The 15,800-nt window shown below is 60.0% G+C and carries 16 protein-coding genes; 2 read left to right on the top strand and 14 right to left on the bottom strand.

Features of this window, described 5'->3' with window-relative positions:
* Nucleotides 1-35 precede the first annotated feature (35 nt).
* Complete coding sequence (locus AC1DOG_RS19855; protein ID WP_477930473.1) at nt 36-641, bottom strand: J domain-containing protein; 606 nt, start codon at nt 639-641, stop codon at nt 36-38.
* Between the two features lie 560 nt (nt 642-1,201).
* Here AC1DOG_RS19855 and AC1DOG_RS19850 point away from each other — a divergent pair.
* Nucleotides 1,202-2,119, top strand: coding sequence for a DMT family transporter (locus tag AC1DOG_RS19850; protein ID WP_477930471.1), 918 nt, complete (start codon nt 1,202-1,204; stop codon nt 2,117-2,119).
* A gap of 59 nt (nt 2,120-2,178) precedes the next feature.
* Here the strand turns inward: AC1DOG_RS19850 and AC1DOG_RS19845 are convergent, their stop codons facing one another.
* The 13 genes from AC1DOG_RS19845 to AC1DOG_RS19785 all read right to left on the bottom strand — a co-directional run bounded on the left by AC1DOG_RS19845 (nt 2,179) and on the right by AC1DOG_RS19785 (nt 14,569).
* Nucleotides 2,179-2,484 (bottom strand): hypothetical protein, encoded by a 306-nt coding sequence (locus tag AC1DOG_RS19845; protein ID WP_112819897.1) that lies wholly within the window; start codon nt 2,482-2,484, stop codon nt 2,179-2,181.
* 96 nt (nt 2,485-2,580) lie between these two features.
* A complete protein-coding gene (locus tag AC1DOG_RS19840) occupies nt 2,581-3,219 on the bottom strand; it encodes a glutathione S-transferase family protein (protein ID WP_112819895.1) in 639 nt (212 codons plus the stop codon).
* Nucleotides 3,220-3,393: 174 nt separating this feature from the next.
* Nucleotides 3,394-4,431, bottom strand: coding sequence for an LLM class flavin-dependent oxidoreductase (locus AC1DOG_RS19835; protein ID WP_477930577.1), 1,038 nt, complete (start codon nt 4,429-4,431; stop codon nt 3,394-3,396).
* A 56-nt stretch (nt 4,432-4,487) separates the two neighbouring features.
* On the bottom strand, nt 4,488-4,883 hold the full coding sequence (locus tag AC1DOG_RS19830) for a DUF1622 domain-containing protein (protein ID WP_113010563.1): 396 nt from the start codon (nt 4,881-4,883) through the stop codon (nt 4,488-4,490).
* A 45-nt stretch (nt 4,884-4,928) separates the two neighbouring features.
* Nucleotides 4,929-5,606 (bottom strand): YoaK family protein, encoded by a 678-nt coding sequence (locus tag AC1DOG_RS19825; protein WP_477930468.1) that lies wholly within the window; start codon nt 5,604-5,606, stop codon nt 4,929-4,931.
* Between the two features lie 326 nt (nt 5,607-5,932).
* On the bottom strand, nt 5,933-6,187 hold the full coding sequence (locus AC1DOG_RS19820) for a formate dehydrogenase subunit delta (protein ID WP_112819887.1): 255 nt from the start codon (nt 6,185-6,187) through the stop codon (nt 5,933-5,935).
* Between the two features lie 3 nt (nt 6,188-6,190).
* Nucleotides 6,191-9,070: a formate dehydrogenase subunit alpha gene (gene fdhF / locus AC1DOG_RS19815; RefSeq protein WP_477930465.1), complete on the bottom strand. Its 2,880-nt coding sequence runs from the start codon at nt 9,068-9,070 to the stop codon at nt 6,191-6,193.
* Between the two features lie 234 nt (nt 9,071-9,304).
* Nucleotides 9,305-10,861, bottom strand: coding sequence for a formate dehydrogenase beta subunit (locus AC1DOG_RS19810; RefSeq protein WP_477930463.1), 1,557 nt, complete (start codon nt 10,859-10,861; stop codon nt 9,305-9,307).
* The gene (locus AC1DOG_RS19805) at nt 10,858-11,337 is read right to left on the bottom strand and encodes a formate dehydrogenase subunit gamma (protein ID WP_112941194.1); all 480 of its coding nucleotides are present in this window, start codon (nt 11,335-11,337) and stop codon (nt 10,858-10,860) included. The genes AC1DOG_RS19810 and AC1DOG_RS19805 overlap by 4 nt, the downstream gene beginning before the upstream one ends.
* A 159-nt stretch (nt 11,338-11,496) precedes the next feature.
* On the bottom strand, nt 11,497-12,393 hold the full coding sequence (locus AC1DOG_RS19800) for a LysR family transcriptional regulator (protein ID WP_113010559.1): 897 nt from the start codon (nt 12,391-12,393) through the stop codon (nt 11,497-11,499).
* A 126-nt stretch (nt 12,394-12,519) separates the two neighbouring features.
* Nucleotides 12,520-12,807 (bottom strand): hypothetical protein, encoded by a 288-nt coding sequence (locus tag AC1DOG_RS19795; protein WP_112819879.1) that lies wholly within the window; start codon nt 12,805-12,807, stop codon nt 12,520-12,522.
* Between the two features lie 160 nt (nt 12,808-12,967).
* The gene (locus AC1DOG_RS19790) at nt 12,968-13,828 is read right to left on the bottom strand and encodes an urea carboxylase-associated family protein (protein ID WP_477930460.1); all 861 of its coding nucleotides are present in this window, start codon (nt 13,826-13,828) and stop codon (nt 12,968-12,970) included.
* 36 nt (nt 13,829-13,864) lie between these two features.
* A complete protein-coding gene (locus AC1DOG_RS19785) occupies nt 13,865-14,569 on the bottom strand; it encodes a GntR family transcriptional regulator (protein WP_210297260.1) in 705 nt (234 codons plus the stop codon).
* A 398-nt stretch (nt 14,570-14,967) separates the two neighbouring features.
* On the opposite strand from AC1DOG_RS19785, the gene AC1DOG_RS19780 reads away from it, so the two are divergent.
* Nucleotides 14,968-15,753, top strand: coding sequence for a transporter substrate-binding domain-containing protein (locus AC1DOG_RS19780; protein WP_477930457.1), 786 nt, complete (start codon nt 14,968-14,970; stop codon nt 15,751-15,753).
* The last annotated feature ends 47 nt before the right edge of the window (nt 15,754-15,800 follow it).

Genomic DNA, 15,800 nt, shown 5'->3' with positions numbered 1-15,800 from the left:
TCCTCCAAAGCACCGGCCCTGGACACGACTGCCCTCTAGCAAAAACCGTTGAGCTTCAGGATCCGGTATGCTTCGATTGTCGCCCGCAGGCGATCTTCTGATTTGCGGTCACCACTGTTCGCGTCGGGATGATCGGCTTTCAGGCGCTCTTTATATCGGCTTTTGATCTCTTCAGACGTTGCAACCTGTTCGAGCCCCAGGACTTCGAACGCCTTGACCTCAAGTGGTTTGAGCTTGATCTGCGGTGCTGCCGCCGCCGCGTGGGACCTGTTCGCTATCCCTCGGGCTCTGAGTGATTTCGCTGATCCCGACGGGATAGATGACGGTAGTGGAGCCTCGCGGTGTTCCTGATCGGTCCTCACCCCGCGCGTGGCAATTTTACCCGCAGCTGCGTCAAGCTGGTACCGCGCGACGACGGGATCCGAATGGCTGGGATAGAAACTGTAACCCTTGGCGTAAATCTTTGAATGCTTCACACAGAAAGACAGGTAAAGCCCCTCTGCGGCGCTCCCGACCGGCGCTCTTTGGACACCAGGGCTATCGCAGCCATCCCACTGGCACCGGGGCGCGCTCGGTTGGGCTGGTTTGTCGCTGCTACTGCGGATAGGCCGAATGCCCACGAAAATCTTCGAGTCTGTCATCCGCGCGTTATATGGTGGGCGCTCTTTTCTAAGCAAGCTTCAACGCTCATCTAGTTGAAGATCAGTTCGAGATTTGTGATCGCCGAATGATCGACGTAACCCTTGAGCGTAAACGGAATGATTTGGCGATATGCACTGAACTGAGGCTGCCTGCGGTTTGAAGACTTGTCCTAAAGTTGTTCGCCGGCGACCCGCCAGCGCCGTGGTTGGCCCCTGTGGCAAGCACAGGGGTGAGAGTGGAGAGGTTGGCGGCCAAGAGCTTTCACTGCTCGCAAGAGAACGCTCCCTCAGAATCCGAAAGCTAAGATCCCGCCGCTTTTGACGCAAAGTACTGGCTTTCTTGCGGACGCAGAGCTATTGCGGCATTCAACACAGTGCAATGCCTGTGGACGCACCTCAACGCGGCATCATCAAGATTTGCTTCTTTGCTTGCAACAGGGTTTGCCACCGGGCTATGCATCTGCCGAACAATTGGGCATCGGCGTGGTGCGGCGAACCGTGTACCGGCGTTGCCGCTAGAACCGCGTCACAAAATGGCGTCACGGAGCGCCTTGAAAATCATGAACAAGCAGGCGGCTCTTGTCGCGGGCGGAAACGCCGTGTTGGTCGGTATCGCATTGATGCTCGTCGGCGACTTCATGTTCGCCCTTAACGACGCTATGGGCAAATGGCTCGTGGCCAGCTTTTCGGTCGGTCAGGTTCTGCTGGTTCGCTCGCTCGGCGCGTTTTTCGTGCTCGGGCCGATGTTGTCGCGCCAACCGGTCGCGGCACTCTATAGGGTGGAGAAGCCGCAATGGCAGCTAGCGCGCGTCATCCTCGCTACCGCTGACACCGGGCTATTTTATGCCGCCGTCGCCTATCTTCCGCTGGCCGACGTCACGACCTTCTACATGGCCGGTCCGATCTACGTCGCTGCTCTATCGCATTTCCTGCTCGGCGAACGGATCGGCTGGCGGCGCTGGCTGGCCGTGCTGATCGGCTTCATCGGCGTCGTCATCGCGCTGCGTCCATCTTCTGCGATGTTATCCTGGCCCTCGATGTTCGGTCTCGTCGGCAGCATTTCCTTCTCGTTGACACTGGTGCTTGGTCGTGTCCTACGATCCACGCCTGACGCCACGCTGGTTACGTTGCAGACGCTTGGATGTCTCGCTGTCGGGGCGGTGCTTAGCGTCGGGAGCTGGAGCGCTTTCAGCACAAGCCAGTTGCTGGCGCTACTACTGCTCGGAGTGGTGTCGTGCTCCGCGCATCTGATGATTACCCGCTCGCTGAAGCTTGCACCTGCCTCGCTGCTGGCACCGCTTCAGTACACGTTGCTGCTGTGGGCGATCATCTTCGGCTGGATGTTTTTCGGCGAGTTTCCCGATCGACAGACGTTGATTGGCGCTGCCGTGATCGTACTGGCAGGGCTGTTCATTTTCCACCGCGCCAAGGTCAAGGATGTGGAGCCGCTGGTGCCCAACGACGCGAGCCACGGATAAGACATGGCCGTGGCTGTGCCAATCCATGTGTTATGGTTTCGGGATGCGCGGCAATCGCGCTAGATCCCGGATCCATCGAGCTGGAGAATATCGTCGCCCTCCCATGGGGAGGGCAGCGAGCTCTGGCCGACATTGGCCAAAGGCATCGGCATCCAACATTTCAGCTCCGGATCGGGATATTCGATGATACGGCCGGGGACAGAATCGGATGAGCGCCAGCCTTCCGAACCAAACCGATCGCCGTTAGACCAGTAGGCAAGATCGACCTGCGCCGGTCCCTGTTCGGATGGATGGATCGTCACGAGAATCCGGCTGCCGTCCTTCGGGGCGCTTGCCATGTGGCGCCACTGGTTTGGGTCTTCCATCAACGTCCTCCCACATTGCTGTAGTTCACAAGTGTGGCGTCGCCGTTGAAAACGTCAACTCAAACTTCGCGAAATGCCCTCCGCATTTCGCCGATTTCAAACTGGCAGTGGGGGCATCGGCGGTGCTTCGAGCCCATGGAAAGGGTCGCGCCAGGCGTCAATCTCAGTCAGTCGGTTCGACCAGCGCTGAATGGAGGGATAGTCCGACACCGGCAATTTTGCGGCATCATTGAACGGCAGGAAGGTTGCCATGCGAAAATCCGCGAAGGAGATCGTGTCGCCAACGAGCCACATGCGATCGGCAAGTTCGGCCTCAAGCAGGGCTGCGGCCCTGTGGAACTGCTTCAGTCCGCTTTCGACCTGCGCTTCATCACAGCTACCAATGCCATAACGCGGTTTTGTCCCGCGCTCCCAATGGACCGCGTCACATGCCTTCACAAAATTGTCCTTCGCCCAACTGATCCAGCGGATCATCTCCGGTTCATCATCATCGGTACGCCAGAAATTCGAACCGGTATGTCGGGAAAGGTAACAGGCAATCGCGTCGGTTTCCCATAGCGATCGTCCCGGACGCTCGAGGATTGGAAGCAGGAGATTGGGGTTAAGTGGCAGGTAGCGTTCCGATTGCCCAGGCTCCAGAGGAGACGCGAATTCAAATTCGATGTTTGCGTCCAGGTGCCTGGCAACGGCAACGGCCAGACGTGGATTTGGATTTCTGCTGAAATAGAGCTTCATGGGGATCTCCTCCGATGCTTTTACCCTTCAAGGACGAACCAGGATCTGTCGTGCCGACACTGTCGGATGAAGATCCTAAATGAAAGGATTACACCGAAGCACCGGGCGGGCCGAAGACTATTCGATCCTCCCGGTGCGGCGCAGGGCGATATCGTTCTCCGCATCGGGTCAGGCTCAGGGCTGCGCCAGCATTGAGCGGACCAGCGGGATAACCTTGGTGCCGTAGAGGGCGATGCTGTTCATGAGCTTTTCGTGCTCCATCGGACCAGCCGAATACTTCATCTGGAAGCGCGAAATACCAAGTGTTCTGACGAGGTTGACGATCTTCTTCGCGACCGTTTCCGGCGATCCCGCGTAAAGCGATCCGTGTTCGATCTCGTTGTCGAAATCACGCTCTGTTACCGGCGGCCAGCCGCGCTCCCTGCCGAGGCGATCACGGATCTTCTTGAAATGTGGAAACAGATCGCGGCGAGCCTCTTCATCGTTTTCGGCGATATAGCCAGGCGAGTGGACGCCAACTTCACGCGCGGGCCGGCCCGCCTGCTCGGACGCTTTCTTGTAGAGATCCACATAGGGCACAAAGCGTTGCGGGTTGCCGCCGATGATCGCCAGCATCAGCCGCATGTCGTGCCTTACTGCGCGGATCACCGATTCTGGACTGCCGCCTACGCCGATCCACGTCTTCAGCTGGCCGTCGCCGATCGGAGGGTAGATGCGCTGGTCCTTCAAGGGCGGTCGCCAGTCTCCCTCGTAATCGATGACATCCTTGGTGACGAGTTCAGAGAAGAGGTCGAGCTTGTGTTCGAACAGTTCTTCGTATTTCGACAGATCGTAGCCGAAAAGCGGGAAGGATTCGATGAAGGAGCCACGGCCCAGAATAACCTCGGCGCGTCCGTTGGAGATTGCGTCGAGCGTGGAGAACCGCTGGAAGACGCGTATGGGGTCGTCTGAGCTCAACACGGTGACTGCTGATCCCAATCGTATGCGTTCTGTGCGCGCCGCAATCGCCGAGAGAACAACCTCGGGAGCGGACACGGCAAAATCTTTTCGGTGGTGTTCGCCGATGCCGAAAAAATCGATGCCATGCCGGTCTGCTAGAACGGCCTCTTCGATCACGTTGCGGATGACTTGAGGTTGCGCAAGAAGCTGACCGTCTGCCGCCGTGGTGACGTCTCCAAATGTGTCGAGGCCAAATTCGAGGGTTGAAGTCATGGTTTTCCTGCTGGTTTTGTGAATGATTAGGAGTGGACGCACTATTGCCCTTGTGGTCAACGGGGTTCCGTGCCGCCTTTCGACGCCCTGGACCATGGCCACTGACCGTCGATCTCGGCTTCCAGAGAGAAGCTGAGGAAGGTCCTGATCAGGACGATCAGCCCGAGCAGGCCGACGCTTTCCCAGGTCAAGGGCGATATGATCGTCGCGATAATGTCGGCGCCGATCAGGATTTCGAGCCCGAGCAAGATGCCGCGTCCAAGGTTCGCGCGATATCTGTCGTAGGCGTCATGCTTGGCAGGTGACATCAGATCTCGCGCGTAACTCACCGTCGCGACAACCACGCCGACCAGAATGACGCCGACACCGAAGAATTCGAGGCCCGATGCCATCGGCTTGAGGATCGGTGCGATCAGACTTGCCAACCCGCCGACTTCGCCAATTGTGTCCATTGCGGTCTTCCTTCTTCTTTGGTCCAATAGTCGTGAGAGTGAGAATTATGCGTCGGCACCTGCAGTGCTGGCGAAGAGTGCGATTGTGGCCAGAATGGCTGGCAGGGTGAAGGCTGCGGCGGGAGCAAACATGTAACCGGCGGCACCGAGGCCACAGCCGAGTGCGAACGTGACAACGGCCATGCCCATTTTCAAGATCCGTGCCCTCAGTGCTGCCGTCTCTTCCGGTTTCGCGCTGACCAGGAGATCTGCTAGATCGAGCATGATCTGCGTTGTCGTTCCGGTCATCAAGGTGGAGGGAGGCGCCTTCGACAGATGGGCTCTGTGCAGCCCGTTTTGGATGGCCATCGCGCAAACGAGAGCAAGTCCGACGACAAGCGTCACGATGTTTTCGTCCGCGTGAAATGGTCCATGATAGAGCGCGAAAATCGCGACACCGGCGAGGAAAGCCAGCTTCACGATCAGCATCGGGCGGATCGGGGAACGATCCACAGCCTGCAATTTCAAACACGTCAGGCGCGATGCGAAGACGACGAAGCAGAACACGGGAAGTGCCAATAGCTTCGACAACGCTCCGCCCAGACCGAGTGCCGCCGTTGCGCCGAGCGTGACGAAGTTCCCGGTGACGTGGGCGGTGAAGAGACCCGATAGCGCTAGAAAACCGAGCGTGTCCACATAGCCTGCGTTGAAGCTCAGGAGTTGGGGTAGGGAGGGCAACTTCATGATCTCAATCTCAATTCTCAAGTGGCGACGAGCTGAACGGCGGCTTGAAGCCGCCCTGGCGAACCTCGCGTTCGTCTGATGAGGAGATATTGAAGGGAAGAGCTCGCGCAAACAATTGCACGAATGATTTCGATTTAATTGCGCTAGCTGCAATTATCAGACCGCTTCAGTTCTAACGAACCGAGCTCGATTGGTTATCGGGTGTCACCTTCCAGTGCGCTGGAGGATGCGGGATGGTTGGGAGGTGATAGCCGAAGCGCATGACCGCTGTCGGCGCAATGGCGCCGTTATCTTCGATGATATCTGCATCGGCGGCATGGTGTTTGTCAGACGGTCGTTTCCGTACTGGGTGTTTCCGACAACGGCCGTTTGATCAGCGACACGGCCCGCAACACCAGGGGGCTCAGCCCGTTTTCATCCTGCTCCAGTATCTCGAACAGTTGCCGGCGCATGCGCGGCTCCCAGAACTTGTTGATATGCGAGGCCACACCCTGTGCGGCCTCGCCTTCGGGCTGGGTCGCGAAGAAGCCCGCGATTTGGTTGGCCATATAGACGAGCTTGTCGTTGGTGCTGTGTGACATGGTTTACTCCGCCGCTTCGAGCTTGCCCGATATCCGTCGGCTCTGCCGCGCCTGCTCATCATACTCGACCTGCCAGTCTGTCGGGCCGTTGGAAGGTGAGACCTGGACCGCGGTCACCTTGTACTCGGGACAGTTGGTTGCCCAGTCGGAGAAGTCGGTGGTGATCACGTTAGCCTGCGTGTCCGGATGGTGGAAAGTTGTATAGACCACGCCGGGCGAGACGCGATCGGTGATCAGCGCGCGCAGTGTCGTGTCGCCCGAGCGGCTCATCAGCTTCACCCAGTCGCCATCGCGGATGCCGCGCTGTTCGGCATCATGCGGATGGACCTCCAGCCGGTCCTCGGAGTGCCATACGACATTCTCGGTGCGGCGCGTCTGGGCTCCGACATTATATTGGCTGAGAATTCGCCCTGTCGTCAAAAGCAGCGGGAAGCGCGGGCCGGTGCGTTCATCGGTGGCGATGTATTCGGTGCGGATGAACTTGCCTTTCCCACGCACAAAACCATCGACATGCATGATCGGCGATCCCTCGGGGTGCGCTTCATTGCACGGCCACTGCACAGACCCCATCTTTTCCAGATAGTCGTAGGAGACCATTGCGAAGCTCGGCGTTGTTAGCGCGATCTCATCCATGATTTCGGACGGATGCTCGTAGTGCCAGGCAAGGCCGATCGCCTGCGCCAGCTTTTGCGTCACTTCCCAGTCAGCATAGCCGTTCTTCGGGCTCATGACCTTGCGCACGCGGTTGATGCGTCGCTCGGCATTGGTGAATGTGCCGTCCTTCTCGAGGAAACTCGAGCCCGGCAGGAAGACGTGCGCATAGTTTGCCGTCTCGTTCAGGAAGAGATCGTGGACTACGACGCATTCCATGGCCGCCAGCCCCGCCGCCACATGCTTGGTGTCAGGGTCGGACTGGAGGATGTCCTCGCCCTGAACATAGAGCCCTTTGAAAGACCCATCGACGGCGGCATCAAGCATGTTGGGAATGCGCAGGCCAGGCTCGTCGCTGATTTTGACGCCCCAGAGCTTCTCGAAGATGTCGCGTGTCGCATCGTCGGAGACATGGCGATAGCCCGGCAATTCGTGCGGGAAGGAGCCCATGTCGCAGGAACCCTGCACGTTGTTCTGGCCGCGCAAGGGGTTCACGCCGACGCCGGGACGGCCGATATTGCCGGTTACCATTGCAAGGTTGGCGATTGCCATGACCGTTGTCGAGCCCTGGCTGTGCTCGGTTACGCCAAGCCCGTAATAAATCGCGCCATTGCCGCCTGTGGCATAGAGGCGGGCAGCTCCGCGAAGCATATCTGCAGGCACGCCGGTCAGCGCCTCAGTCGCCTCGGGGCTATGGTTTGGCTCGGCCACGAACGCCGCCCAGTCTTCGAACTCCGACCAGTCGCAGCGCTCGCGGATGAAGCGCTCGTCGAACAGCCCTTCGGTGACGATCACATGCGCCAGCGAGGTCATGACCGCGACGTTGGTGCCCGGCTTCAGCGGCAAATGATAGGCTGCCTCGACATGCGGCGAGCGAACGATATCGGTGCGGCGCGGATCGATGACGATCAGCTTGGCGCCCTGCCGCAGCCGCTTTTTCAGGCGAGACCCGAAAACCGGGTGTCCATCCGTTGGGTTGGCGCCGATGATGACGATCACATCGCTCTTTTCGACGCTGTCGAAATTCTGTGTGCCGGCCGAGGTGCCGAAGGCCTGGCCGAGACCGTACCCCGTCGGTGAATGACAGACGCGGGCGCAGGTGTCGACATTGTTGTTGCGGAAGCCAGCGCGCACCAGCTTCTGCACGAGGTAGGTCTCTTCATTGGTGCAGCGAGAGGAGGTGATGCCGCCGATCGAATCGCGGCCGTACTGGTACTGGATACGACGGAACTCGGAGGCCACATGTGCGAAGGCCTCCTCCCAGGTCACTTCGCGCCACGGATCGGTGATTTTCTCGCGCACCATCGGGTTCAAGATGCGGTCCTTGTGGCTGGAATAGCCGTAGGCGAAGCGGCCCTTTACGCAGGAATGTCCGCGGTTCGCCTGCCCATCCTTCCACGGCACCATGCGCACCAGTTCTTCGCCGCGCATTTCCGCCTTGAATGAACAGCCGACGCCGCAATAGGCGCAGGTGGTAACGACCGAATGCTCGGGCTGGCCGATCTCGATCACCGACTTCTCGGTCAGCGTCGCGGTTGGGCAGGCCTGCACGCAGGCGCCGCACGAGACGCATTCCGAAGAGACGAAATCCTCATGCATCCCGGCCGAAACCCGCGAGCCGAAGCCCCGGCCCTCGATGGTTAGCGCGAAGGTGCCTTGCACCTCCTCGCAGGCGCGCACGCAGCGCGAACAGACGATGCATTTGGCCGGATCGAAGGTAAAATAGGGATTGCTTTCGTCCTTCGGCGCCCACTTGGCATTGAGCCCGCCATTATCGCGCGCCTTGACGTGGTTTTCGCCATCGTAGCCGTAGCGCACATCGCGCAGACCGACGGCGCCGGCCATGTCCTGCAGCTCGCAATCGCCATTCGCAGCACAGGTAAGACAGTCAAGCGGGTGGTCGGAGATATAGAGTTCCATCACGCCGCGGCGGACGTCCTTGAGCCGGTTCGTCTGCGTCGAAACCACCATGCCAGCCGCAACCGGCGTGGTGCAGGACGCGGGCAGGCCGTTGCGTCCCTGGATCTCGACAAGACAGAGCCGGCAGGAGCCGAAGGCGTCGATCATGTCGGTGGCGCAGAGCTTCGGGATCTCGATGCCTGCATCCATCGAGGCACGCATGATCGAGGTACCCTCGGGCACAGTGATCTGGTTGCCGTCGATGGTGAGCGTCACCATGGTTTCGGAGGCGGAGGCCGGCGTGCCGTAGTCGATTTCATGAACGAAGGACATGGTGTGCCTCCTGTCTGGACCTGTATGAACGGTTTGATGCGATGGGATCGAGGCCTCTGCGCCGAGCGCTGTTCGCCCAGCGCGAAGTCTCTCGCGCAAGCCGTGAGATTGGCTCTGCGCATCCGTCCAATCCGCTGGGGCAGGCTAGCGCTGCGCCGGCCACTTTATGATCTACCTGCATGTTCGGTTGAGCGTCGGCAGGGTCAAGCGGGGTTTGGGTAGCGTCAGCGCGCATCATTCCGCAGCCTCCACTATCGACCCAGGCGCAAAATCGTCAGGAAAATGCGCCATGGCGCTCAAGACGGGATAGGGCGTGAATCCACCGAGCGCACAAAGCGAACCAAACTTCATTGTGTTGCACAGATCGGCCAGCAGCGCCCGATTCTTATCCGGCTCGATACCTTTGGCGATCTTGTCGGCCGTCTCCACCCCGCGTGTCGAGCCGATGCGGCAGGGCGTACACTTGCCACAGCTCTCCACGGCGCAGAACTCCATCGCAAACCGCGCCTGCTTCAGCATGTCGGCGCTATCGTCAAAGACAACGATCCCTGCATGCCCGATCAGCCCGTCCTTGGCAGCGAAGGCTTCGTAGTCGAACGGCGTGTCGAACAGCGCGCGTGGGAAGTAAGCGCCCAGCGGCCCGCCCACCTGCACCGCCTTGACCGGCAGTCCCGATGCGGTGCCGCCGGCGATGTCGTCGACGATTTCTCCCAAGGTCAGCCCAAAGGCCGCCTCATAAAGTCCGGGGTGCTTCACATTGCCGGCGATCTGCAGCGGGATCGTGCCGCGAGAACGGCCCATGCCGAAGTCGCGATAATGGGCAGCTCCCTTTTCCATGATCACGGGCACGGAAGCGAGTGAGATCACATTGTTGATGACGGTGGGACAGTCGAACAGCCCCTTATGCGCCGGCAGTGGCGGCTTGGCGCGCACGACGCCGCGCTTTCCCTCCAGGCTGTTTAGGAGCGCCGTTTCCTCGCCGCAGACATAGGCGCCGGCGCCAGCACGGATCTCGATGTCGAACGCCTTGCCGGAACCGAGAACCGAAGGGCCGAGCACGCCAGCGCGCGCCGCGATCTCCACCGCCTCCGTCATGGCGGCAATCGCATGCGGATATTCGGAGCGGATATAGACGAAGCCTTTGGTGGCGCCGGTCGCGAGCCCCGCGATCACCATACCCTCGACGAGCACGAAGGGGTCGCCCTCCATGATCATTCGGTCGGCGAACGTACCGCTGTCGCCTTCGTCGGCATTGCAGACGATATATTTTCGCGCTCCCGGTGCATCGAGAACGGTGTTCCACTTTATGCCCGTCGGAAAACCCGCGCCGCCGCGGCCTCGCAGACCGGATTGGGTGACGTCACTGACGATATCGGCCGGCTGCATCGTGACGGCAAGACGCAGGCCGCAAAGCCCGCCATGCGCCTCATAATCGGCAAGCGACAGCGGGTCGATCACGCCGCAACGGGAAAATGTCAGTCGTGTCTGTTGCTTGAGAAACGCGATCTTCTCGACCGCGCCAAGACAGAGCCGGTGATCGCCGCCAGATATCATCCCCGCGTCGAACAAGGACGCCACATCGCTCGTCTTCACAGGGCCGTAGCCGATCCGCTCGCCGGCCACCTCGACTTCGACCAGCGGCTCGAGCCAGTGCATGCCGCGCGAACCGTTGCGCACGATGACGGCATCGATCCTGCGATCGGCGATCTGCCTGGCAACCGCATCTGCGACCTTGTCGGCACCCAGCGCCAGCGCTGCCGCATCGCGCGGAATATAAATCCGAACGCTCATCGGCGTGCCTCCGCGATCATCTCTTCGATATCGGCGAGATCGACCCGGCCATGCACCTCGCCGTCCAACATCGCGGACGGCGAGCACGAACAGAGCCCGAGACAGAAGACCGGCTCCAGCGTGATCGCCCCATCCGGCGTCGTGCCATGCCAATCGATGCCGAGCACCGCCTTCACCCGATCGGCCAGACGGTCCGCGCCCATCGACTGACAGGATTCGGCGCGACAGATTTTTAGCACATGTCGGCCGGCCGGGTGGTTGCGATAGTCATGATAGAAGGTAACGACACCGTGGACTTCGGCCCGCGACAGATTGAGCCCCTGCGCGATAACGGGAAGCGCCTCAGATGGCACGTAGCCAAACACGTCCTGGATCTCGTGGAGGATCGGCAGCATCGGCCCCTCGAGCGTCTTGAGACGCTCGACGATATCACGCACCCGGTCGGGAACATCGCCGTTGGCGACACGAATATTCATCAGCGGCCCTCCCAGACCAACAGCGACGCTCACAGACGTTCGGCAAGCCTCCTCCAGAAACCGTTGGCCGACGATGTGGAACCGTCAAATCACTATAGAACTTTCTCAGGGAAGGACGAAGCGATCAATAAAGCTGTCCCGTCGGCCGATAGGATTTTCCTATTGAACGTCCGGCTTGTCGGTGAGTATGCGCGCCTCGTGAAGCAGCGCGGAGACCAGAGGCGTGAAGGGCTCACGGTGCGTTGCGACCAGGCCGACGACATGATGCGCCTGCGGCTCGGTAATCGGGATCATCCGGATTTCGGCGGGAAAGCCGAATGATTTCGCGACATTGCGCGGCATGATGCTGGCCCATCGGCCGGTACGCACGTGCGAAAACAGGACGATCATCGAGTTGGATTCGAGGGTGGGCTGCGCCGTTACCCCCGCATGCGACAGCAACTGATTGATAATACGTCGATTTTGCATGTCGGCTGTCAATAGACAGAGCCTGATGTCGCCGACCTCTTTCCAGGTGACTCTTTCGCGATCGGACAACGGGCTACCTGCGGCGGTGATGAGATTATACTGTTCGGCATAGAGCGGAACGCTCGTCACGCGCCCGAGCGGCTCGTTTTCGAGATAGGTTATACCGGCATCGATCTCCAGGTTCTCAAGCATGCTGAGCACCTGCAATGAATTGCGCGAGACGATCGAGAAGGTGACGTCTGGGTGGCGCTCCTGAAAGGGCGCGGTCAGCTGCGGTAGCATGGAAAGCGCCGTCGGTATAGCGGCGATCCTTATATGACCGGCAAGGCCAGCGCGCGCAGCGCGCATTTCCTCGCGCAGGGTGCGAGCATCACCAACAATTCGACGCGCCCATTCGAGCACGCGCTGACCTTCCGGTGTCAGGCCCTGAAAACGCGAACCGCGCTGCACGAGAATGACGCCCAGCTGATCCTCCAGCTGGCGAATGGCTGCGGAAAGGGAGGGTTGGGATATGCCGCATTCCTGGGCAGCACGGCCAAAATGCTTTTCGGTGGCAACCGCGATGAAGAATTCTAGTTTGTCGATCATGCGGCCTCCCTGCCGGAAGCGAGCTTATCGCCACAAGATCAAATCGTGAAGTCTGTAATCGTGGCAACGAGCCCTGCCATGCGCGCAGCATGGCAGGGCTCAATGCACGCCTCGTGTTGAGGCGCCTTAGTTACAGACGCGTACCGACTCGACATGAGATCCGCCATCATAGGCGTTCTCGACCTCGCGATCCTCATACCAGCAACGCGGACGCGGCGGTGGCGGATCGACGTAACGGGGGCCGGAGTTCGCGATGGCGCCACCAATCAGTCCGCCAACGACGCCTGCGGCAACTCCGCCGGCGATAGCGCGTCCTGTGTTGTCATGATGATGGTGGTCGCGCGCCATCACCGGGCTAAAACCTCCGACGAGTACGATTGTTGCAGCAAAAACTGCGGCTAACGTCCTTTTCATCGGACTGCTCCTTTCTGAAAACCATAATAACTCAACGTCGCAAACGCGGATTGGTTCGATCTCTCAAAGGAGCCGGGCTGTCGGATGCGTAAGCGCGCCTCAGCCAAAAACTCCCGCGAACATGTCACGGGAGCCTGTCGTCTGATACTTTTTGCGCGGCTCAAAGGCCGTGCGTGCCGTCATAGCCGTTGACCTTAGGCGCGCTCCAGTCTTGTGGGAGGCGGGCCGGCTTGTAGATCTCGACCACCAGCGGGTAGCAGGCGACGGCGTCTGAGGAATGCTCGGACGAGCAATCGCCGCCGGGGCAAGCCGACATGCAGCCGAGAAGATCGATCTCGGCGAAGAACTCGAGATAATCGCCGGGACGAACAGGGCTGGCCTTCATGAAATACTGACCGGTATCACGCGTGAAGCCTGTGCACATGAAGACATTGAGCACGTCGTGAATGTAGGTGCCAGCCTCCTGCAGAGATTTGCCAGTCTTCGCGGCAAAAGCGCGCGTCAGGTTGGAATGGCAGCAGTGATGATACTGGCCGCCATTGCTGAGCAGATTGTGCGTATAGGGGTCGCAGCGCGTTCCGATGACGTCGTGAACCGAGCCACCAAATTCGTCGAAGCCATACCAGTCGAGCGTGTCGTGGGTGATCGTCGCGATCGGGCGCAGATAGGGCATATTGGAGAAGAGCTGGTCGCCTAGGCCGACATGTGTGCCGTTCAGCGCCCGGGTCTTGCCGGTGAAGAGGCGTTCTTCGAGGTTGTTGGCGTTAAAAAGATTCAGATCGCCCACCTGCGAGCCTTCACTTGAAAGGATGCGGCAGAAATGGCCGGCAGGCACGGTCCAGCAGGCCGCATCACGCGGCGGCACGACCACGCGCTCGACGAACTCCAAATCGTCGCGCAACGCGCGGTACGCCGCAAGGTCCGGGCGGGGCAGTGTCTCGACGGGATAACAGATAACCGGCTTGATCGCCTTGCGGCTTGCTGCGTCTTGCGGTGTGCTGGTAATCGGCTGGGGCTTCATCCGTCATTTTCTCCTGATATGCCGGGCGGGCTGCCGTCAATCGGCGGGCGCCGCCAATGTTTTGGTGGGGCGGGGCAGGCTTTGCGCGCGGGCAGCTTCCAGCACCACACGTTCGGATTCCTGCAAATAGAGTTCAAGTGCTCGGGTGGCTGCCGTGCGGTCGCCATCGCAGAGCAGACCGCAAATCTCTACATCGCGTGCCACCCACGGCTCCTGGAACCGGCGGGCATCTGGCGCCAGCGAGAAGGCGAGGCGGGCCTGGGCTGCGACAGTCGCAAACACGTCGTTCAATCGCGGGCTGCCGATGAAATGGACGATCTGCTGGTGAAATTCTAGCGAAGCGGTGCCGCACTGCTGCCAGTCCTTGGCAAGCGCAGCGCGCTGAACCGCCTCGACGCGGGCAACGAGTTCCGACATCGCTTCCTGCGAGGCATAGGCGCTGCATGTAACACCGCGCAGTTCGAGGGTCATGCGGATCGCATAGATCTCGCTGATCTCGGTTGAATTCAGCGCCCGCACGGTCGCGCCGTAATGGGCGCGATGTTCGATCAACCCCTCTGCAACCAGATCGCGCAGCGCCTCGCGCAGCGTATTGCGCGAAACGTTCAGCGCCTCCGCCCACACAACCTCACGCAGCGGTGCGCCGGGCGCAAGCTCTCCACGCAAAATCTTGTCGCGCAGCAGGCCAGCGGCGGTCTGCGTTAGGACAAGCGGTCGGTCGGCGGGATTCTGGTTGCTCAATGCGGTCTCCTTGGTCCATGATTTTTGTTGAACAACTTACGCATGTCAAGAGAGGCGCTGCGCCCATATCAGGATGTCGACCGTGGCGCAGGAGATTTTTACAGACCCCAAGGTCATGGGGTCTTTCTTTCGGTGAACGCCGGATCCAGCGCATGCTGCTTGTGAACTGGATGTGTCGTTGCGGCGTGTTTTTTGGTCTATTGACATGCTGTCGCCGAAGAATCTCGTTTTATTTCGACATTTCAGTTGCTTGCCCGGTGCACGTCAAGCGCCTTTGCCGAGACGCGGGCTATCGATCTGCTCGAAATCCGCCCCTTGATGAAACTTTATGCATAGCAGGGGATTGCAATCTCAAAATTGTTCAACAAAAATGAGCTATCAATCGAGAGGAACAGTCCATGAAAAAACTCCTTGCTGGTATCATCATGTTGGCGGCGCCCCTGACCGCGGCGCATGCGGAAACGCTGAAGATCGGTGTCGATCTCACCTATCCGCCCTACAATTACTTCGACGACGCCAACCGGCCGGCCGGCTTCGACGTCCAGCTGATGAAGCTGATTGGCAAGAAGACCGGCAGCGACGTTTCCTTTCATGACACACGTTTCGAAAACCTGATCCTCGGCGTTTCAAGTGATCAGTTCAACGTCATCGCGTCCACGCTTTACGTGACGGCGGCGCGCGCCAGGCAGATCGACTATATCCCCTACATGAAGACGGGTGTCTCGATCGCGGTTTCGGCCGCCGGCGGCCAGAGCTTTGTCAAGCCCGAAGAGCTTTGCGGCAAGCGCGTCGGCTCCATCAAGGGTGCGGCCTGGATCCCGGAACTCGAGAAGCTGAACGCATCGGTATGCTCGGCCAACCCGATCGATTCCCGCGAATTCCCAACCTCGCCCGAGGCAACCCAGGCCGTGATGTCCGGTGGCGTCGATGCTCAGCTGGAAAACTCGGCGGTGCTTGCCGATGCCGCCAAGAAGCTGAACGGCCGCCTGAAGGTCACCTCCACCGAGCAGCTCTACCCGGTCATTGTCGGCTTCGGCGTGAAGAAGGGCAACACTGAGGTCGCATCGTTCCTGCGCGATACGTTGGCAAAGCTCGACGGCGATGCCGACTACGAGGCGCTTTTTGCCAAGTACGGCGTGGCCAAGTCGACCGAGGGCGAATTCAAGGCGGCCGTCGGGCAGTAAGCGTTGCGGGCGCGCGCCGGTGGGGCGCTCGCCTGACCGATCAACAC

This window comes from Rhizobium sp. 01N48 (assembly GCF_056399145.1).
This window is presented reverse-complemented; position numbering and strand designations above follow the sequence as displayed.

Coding starts and splice junctions, on each gene's coding strand:
- AC1DOG_RS19855 (WP_477930473.1), bottom strand. CDS start 641: ATGACAGACTCGAAGATTTTCGTGGGCATTCGGCCTATCCGCAGTAGC.
- AC1DOG_RS19850 (WP_477930471.1), top strand. CDS start 1,202: ATGAACAAGCAGGCGGCTCTTGTCGCGGGCGGAAACGCCGTGTTGGTC.
- AC1DOG_RS19845 (WP_112819897.1), bottom strand. CDS start 2,484: ATGGAAGACCCAAACCAGTGGCGCCACATGGCAAGCGCCCCGAAGGAC.
- AC1DOG_RS19840 (WP_112819895.1), bottom strand. CDS start 3,219: ATGAAGCTCTATTTCAGCAGAAATCCAAATCCACGTCTGGCCGTTGCC.
- AC1DOG_RS19835 (WP_477930577.1), bottom strand. CDS start 4,431: ATGACTTCAACCCTCGAATTTGGCCTCGACACATTTGGAGACGTCACC.
- AC1DOG_RS19830 (WP_113010563.1), bottom strand. CDS start 4,883: ATGGACACAATTGGCGAAGTCGGCGGGTTGGCAAGTCTGATCGCACCG.
- AC1DOG_RS19825 (WP_477930468.1), bottom strand. CDS start 5,606: ATGAAGTTGCCCTCCCTACCCCAACTCCTGAGCTTCAACGCAGGCTAT.
- AC1DOG_RS19820 (WP_112819887.1), bottom strand. CDS start 6,187: ATGTCACACAGCACCAACGACAAGCTCGTCTATATGGCCAACCAAATC.
- fdhF (WP_477930465.1), bottom strand. CDS start 9,070: ATGTCCTTCGTTCATGAAATCGACTACGGCACGCCGGCCTCCGCCTCC.
- AC1DOG_RS19810 (WP_477930463.1), bottom strand. CDS start 10,861: ATGAGCGTTCGGATTTATATTCCGCGCGATGCGGCAGCGCTGGCGCTG.
- AC1DOG_RS19805 (WP_112941194.1), bottom strand. CDS start 11,337: ATGAATATTCGTGTCGCCAACGGCGATGTTCCCGACCGGGTGCGTGAT.
- AC1DOG_RS19800 (WP_113010559.1), bottom strand. CDS start 12,393: ATGATCGACAAACTAGAATTCTTCATCGCGGTTGCCACCGAAAAGCAT.
- AC1DOG_RS19795 (WP_112819879.1), bottom strand. CDS start 12,807: ATGAAAAGGACGTTAGCCGCAGTTTTTGCTGCAACAATCGTACTCGTC.
- AC1DOG_RS19790 (WP_477930460.1), bottom strand. CDS start 13,828: ATGAAGCCCCAGCCGATTACCAGCACACCGCAAGACGCAGCAAGCCGC.
- AC1DOG_RS19780 (WP_477930457.1), top strand. CDS start 14,968: ATGAAAAAACTCCTTGCTGGTATCATCATGTTGGCGGCGCCCCTGACC.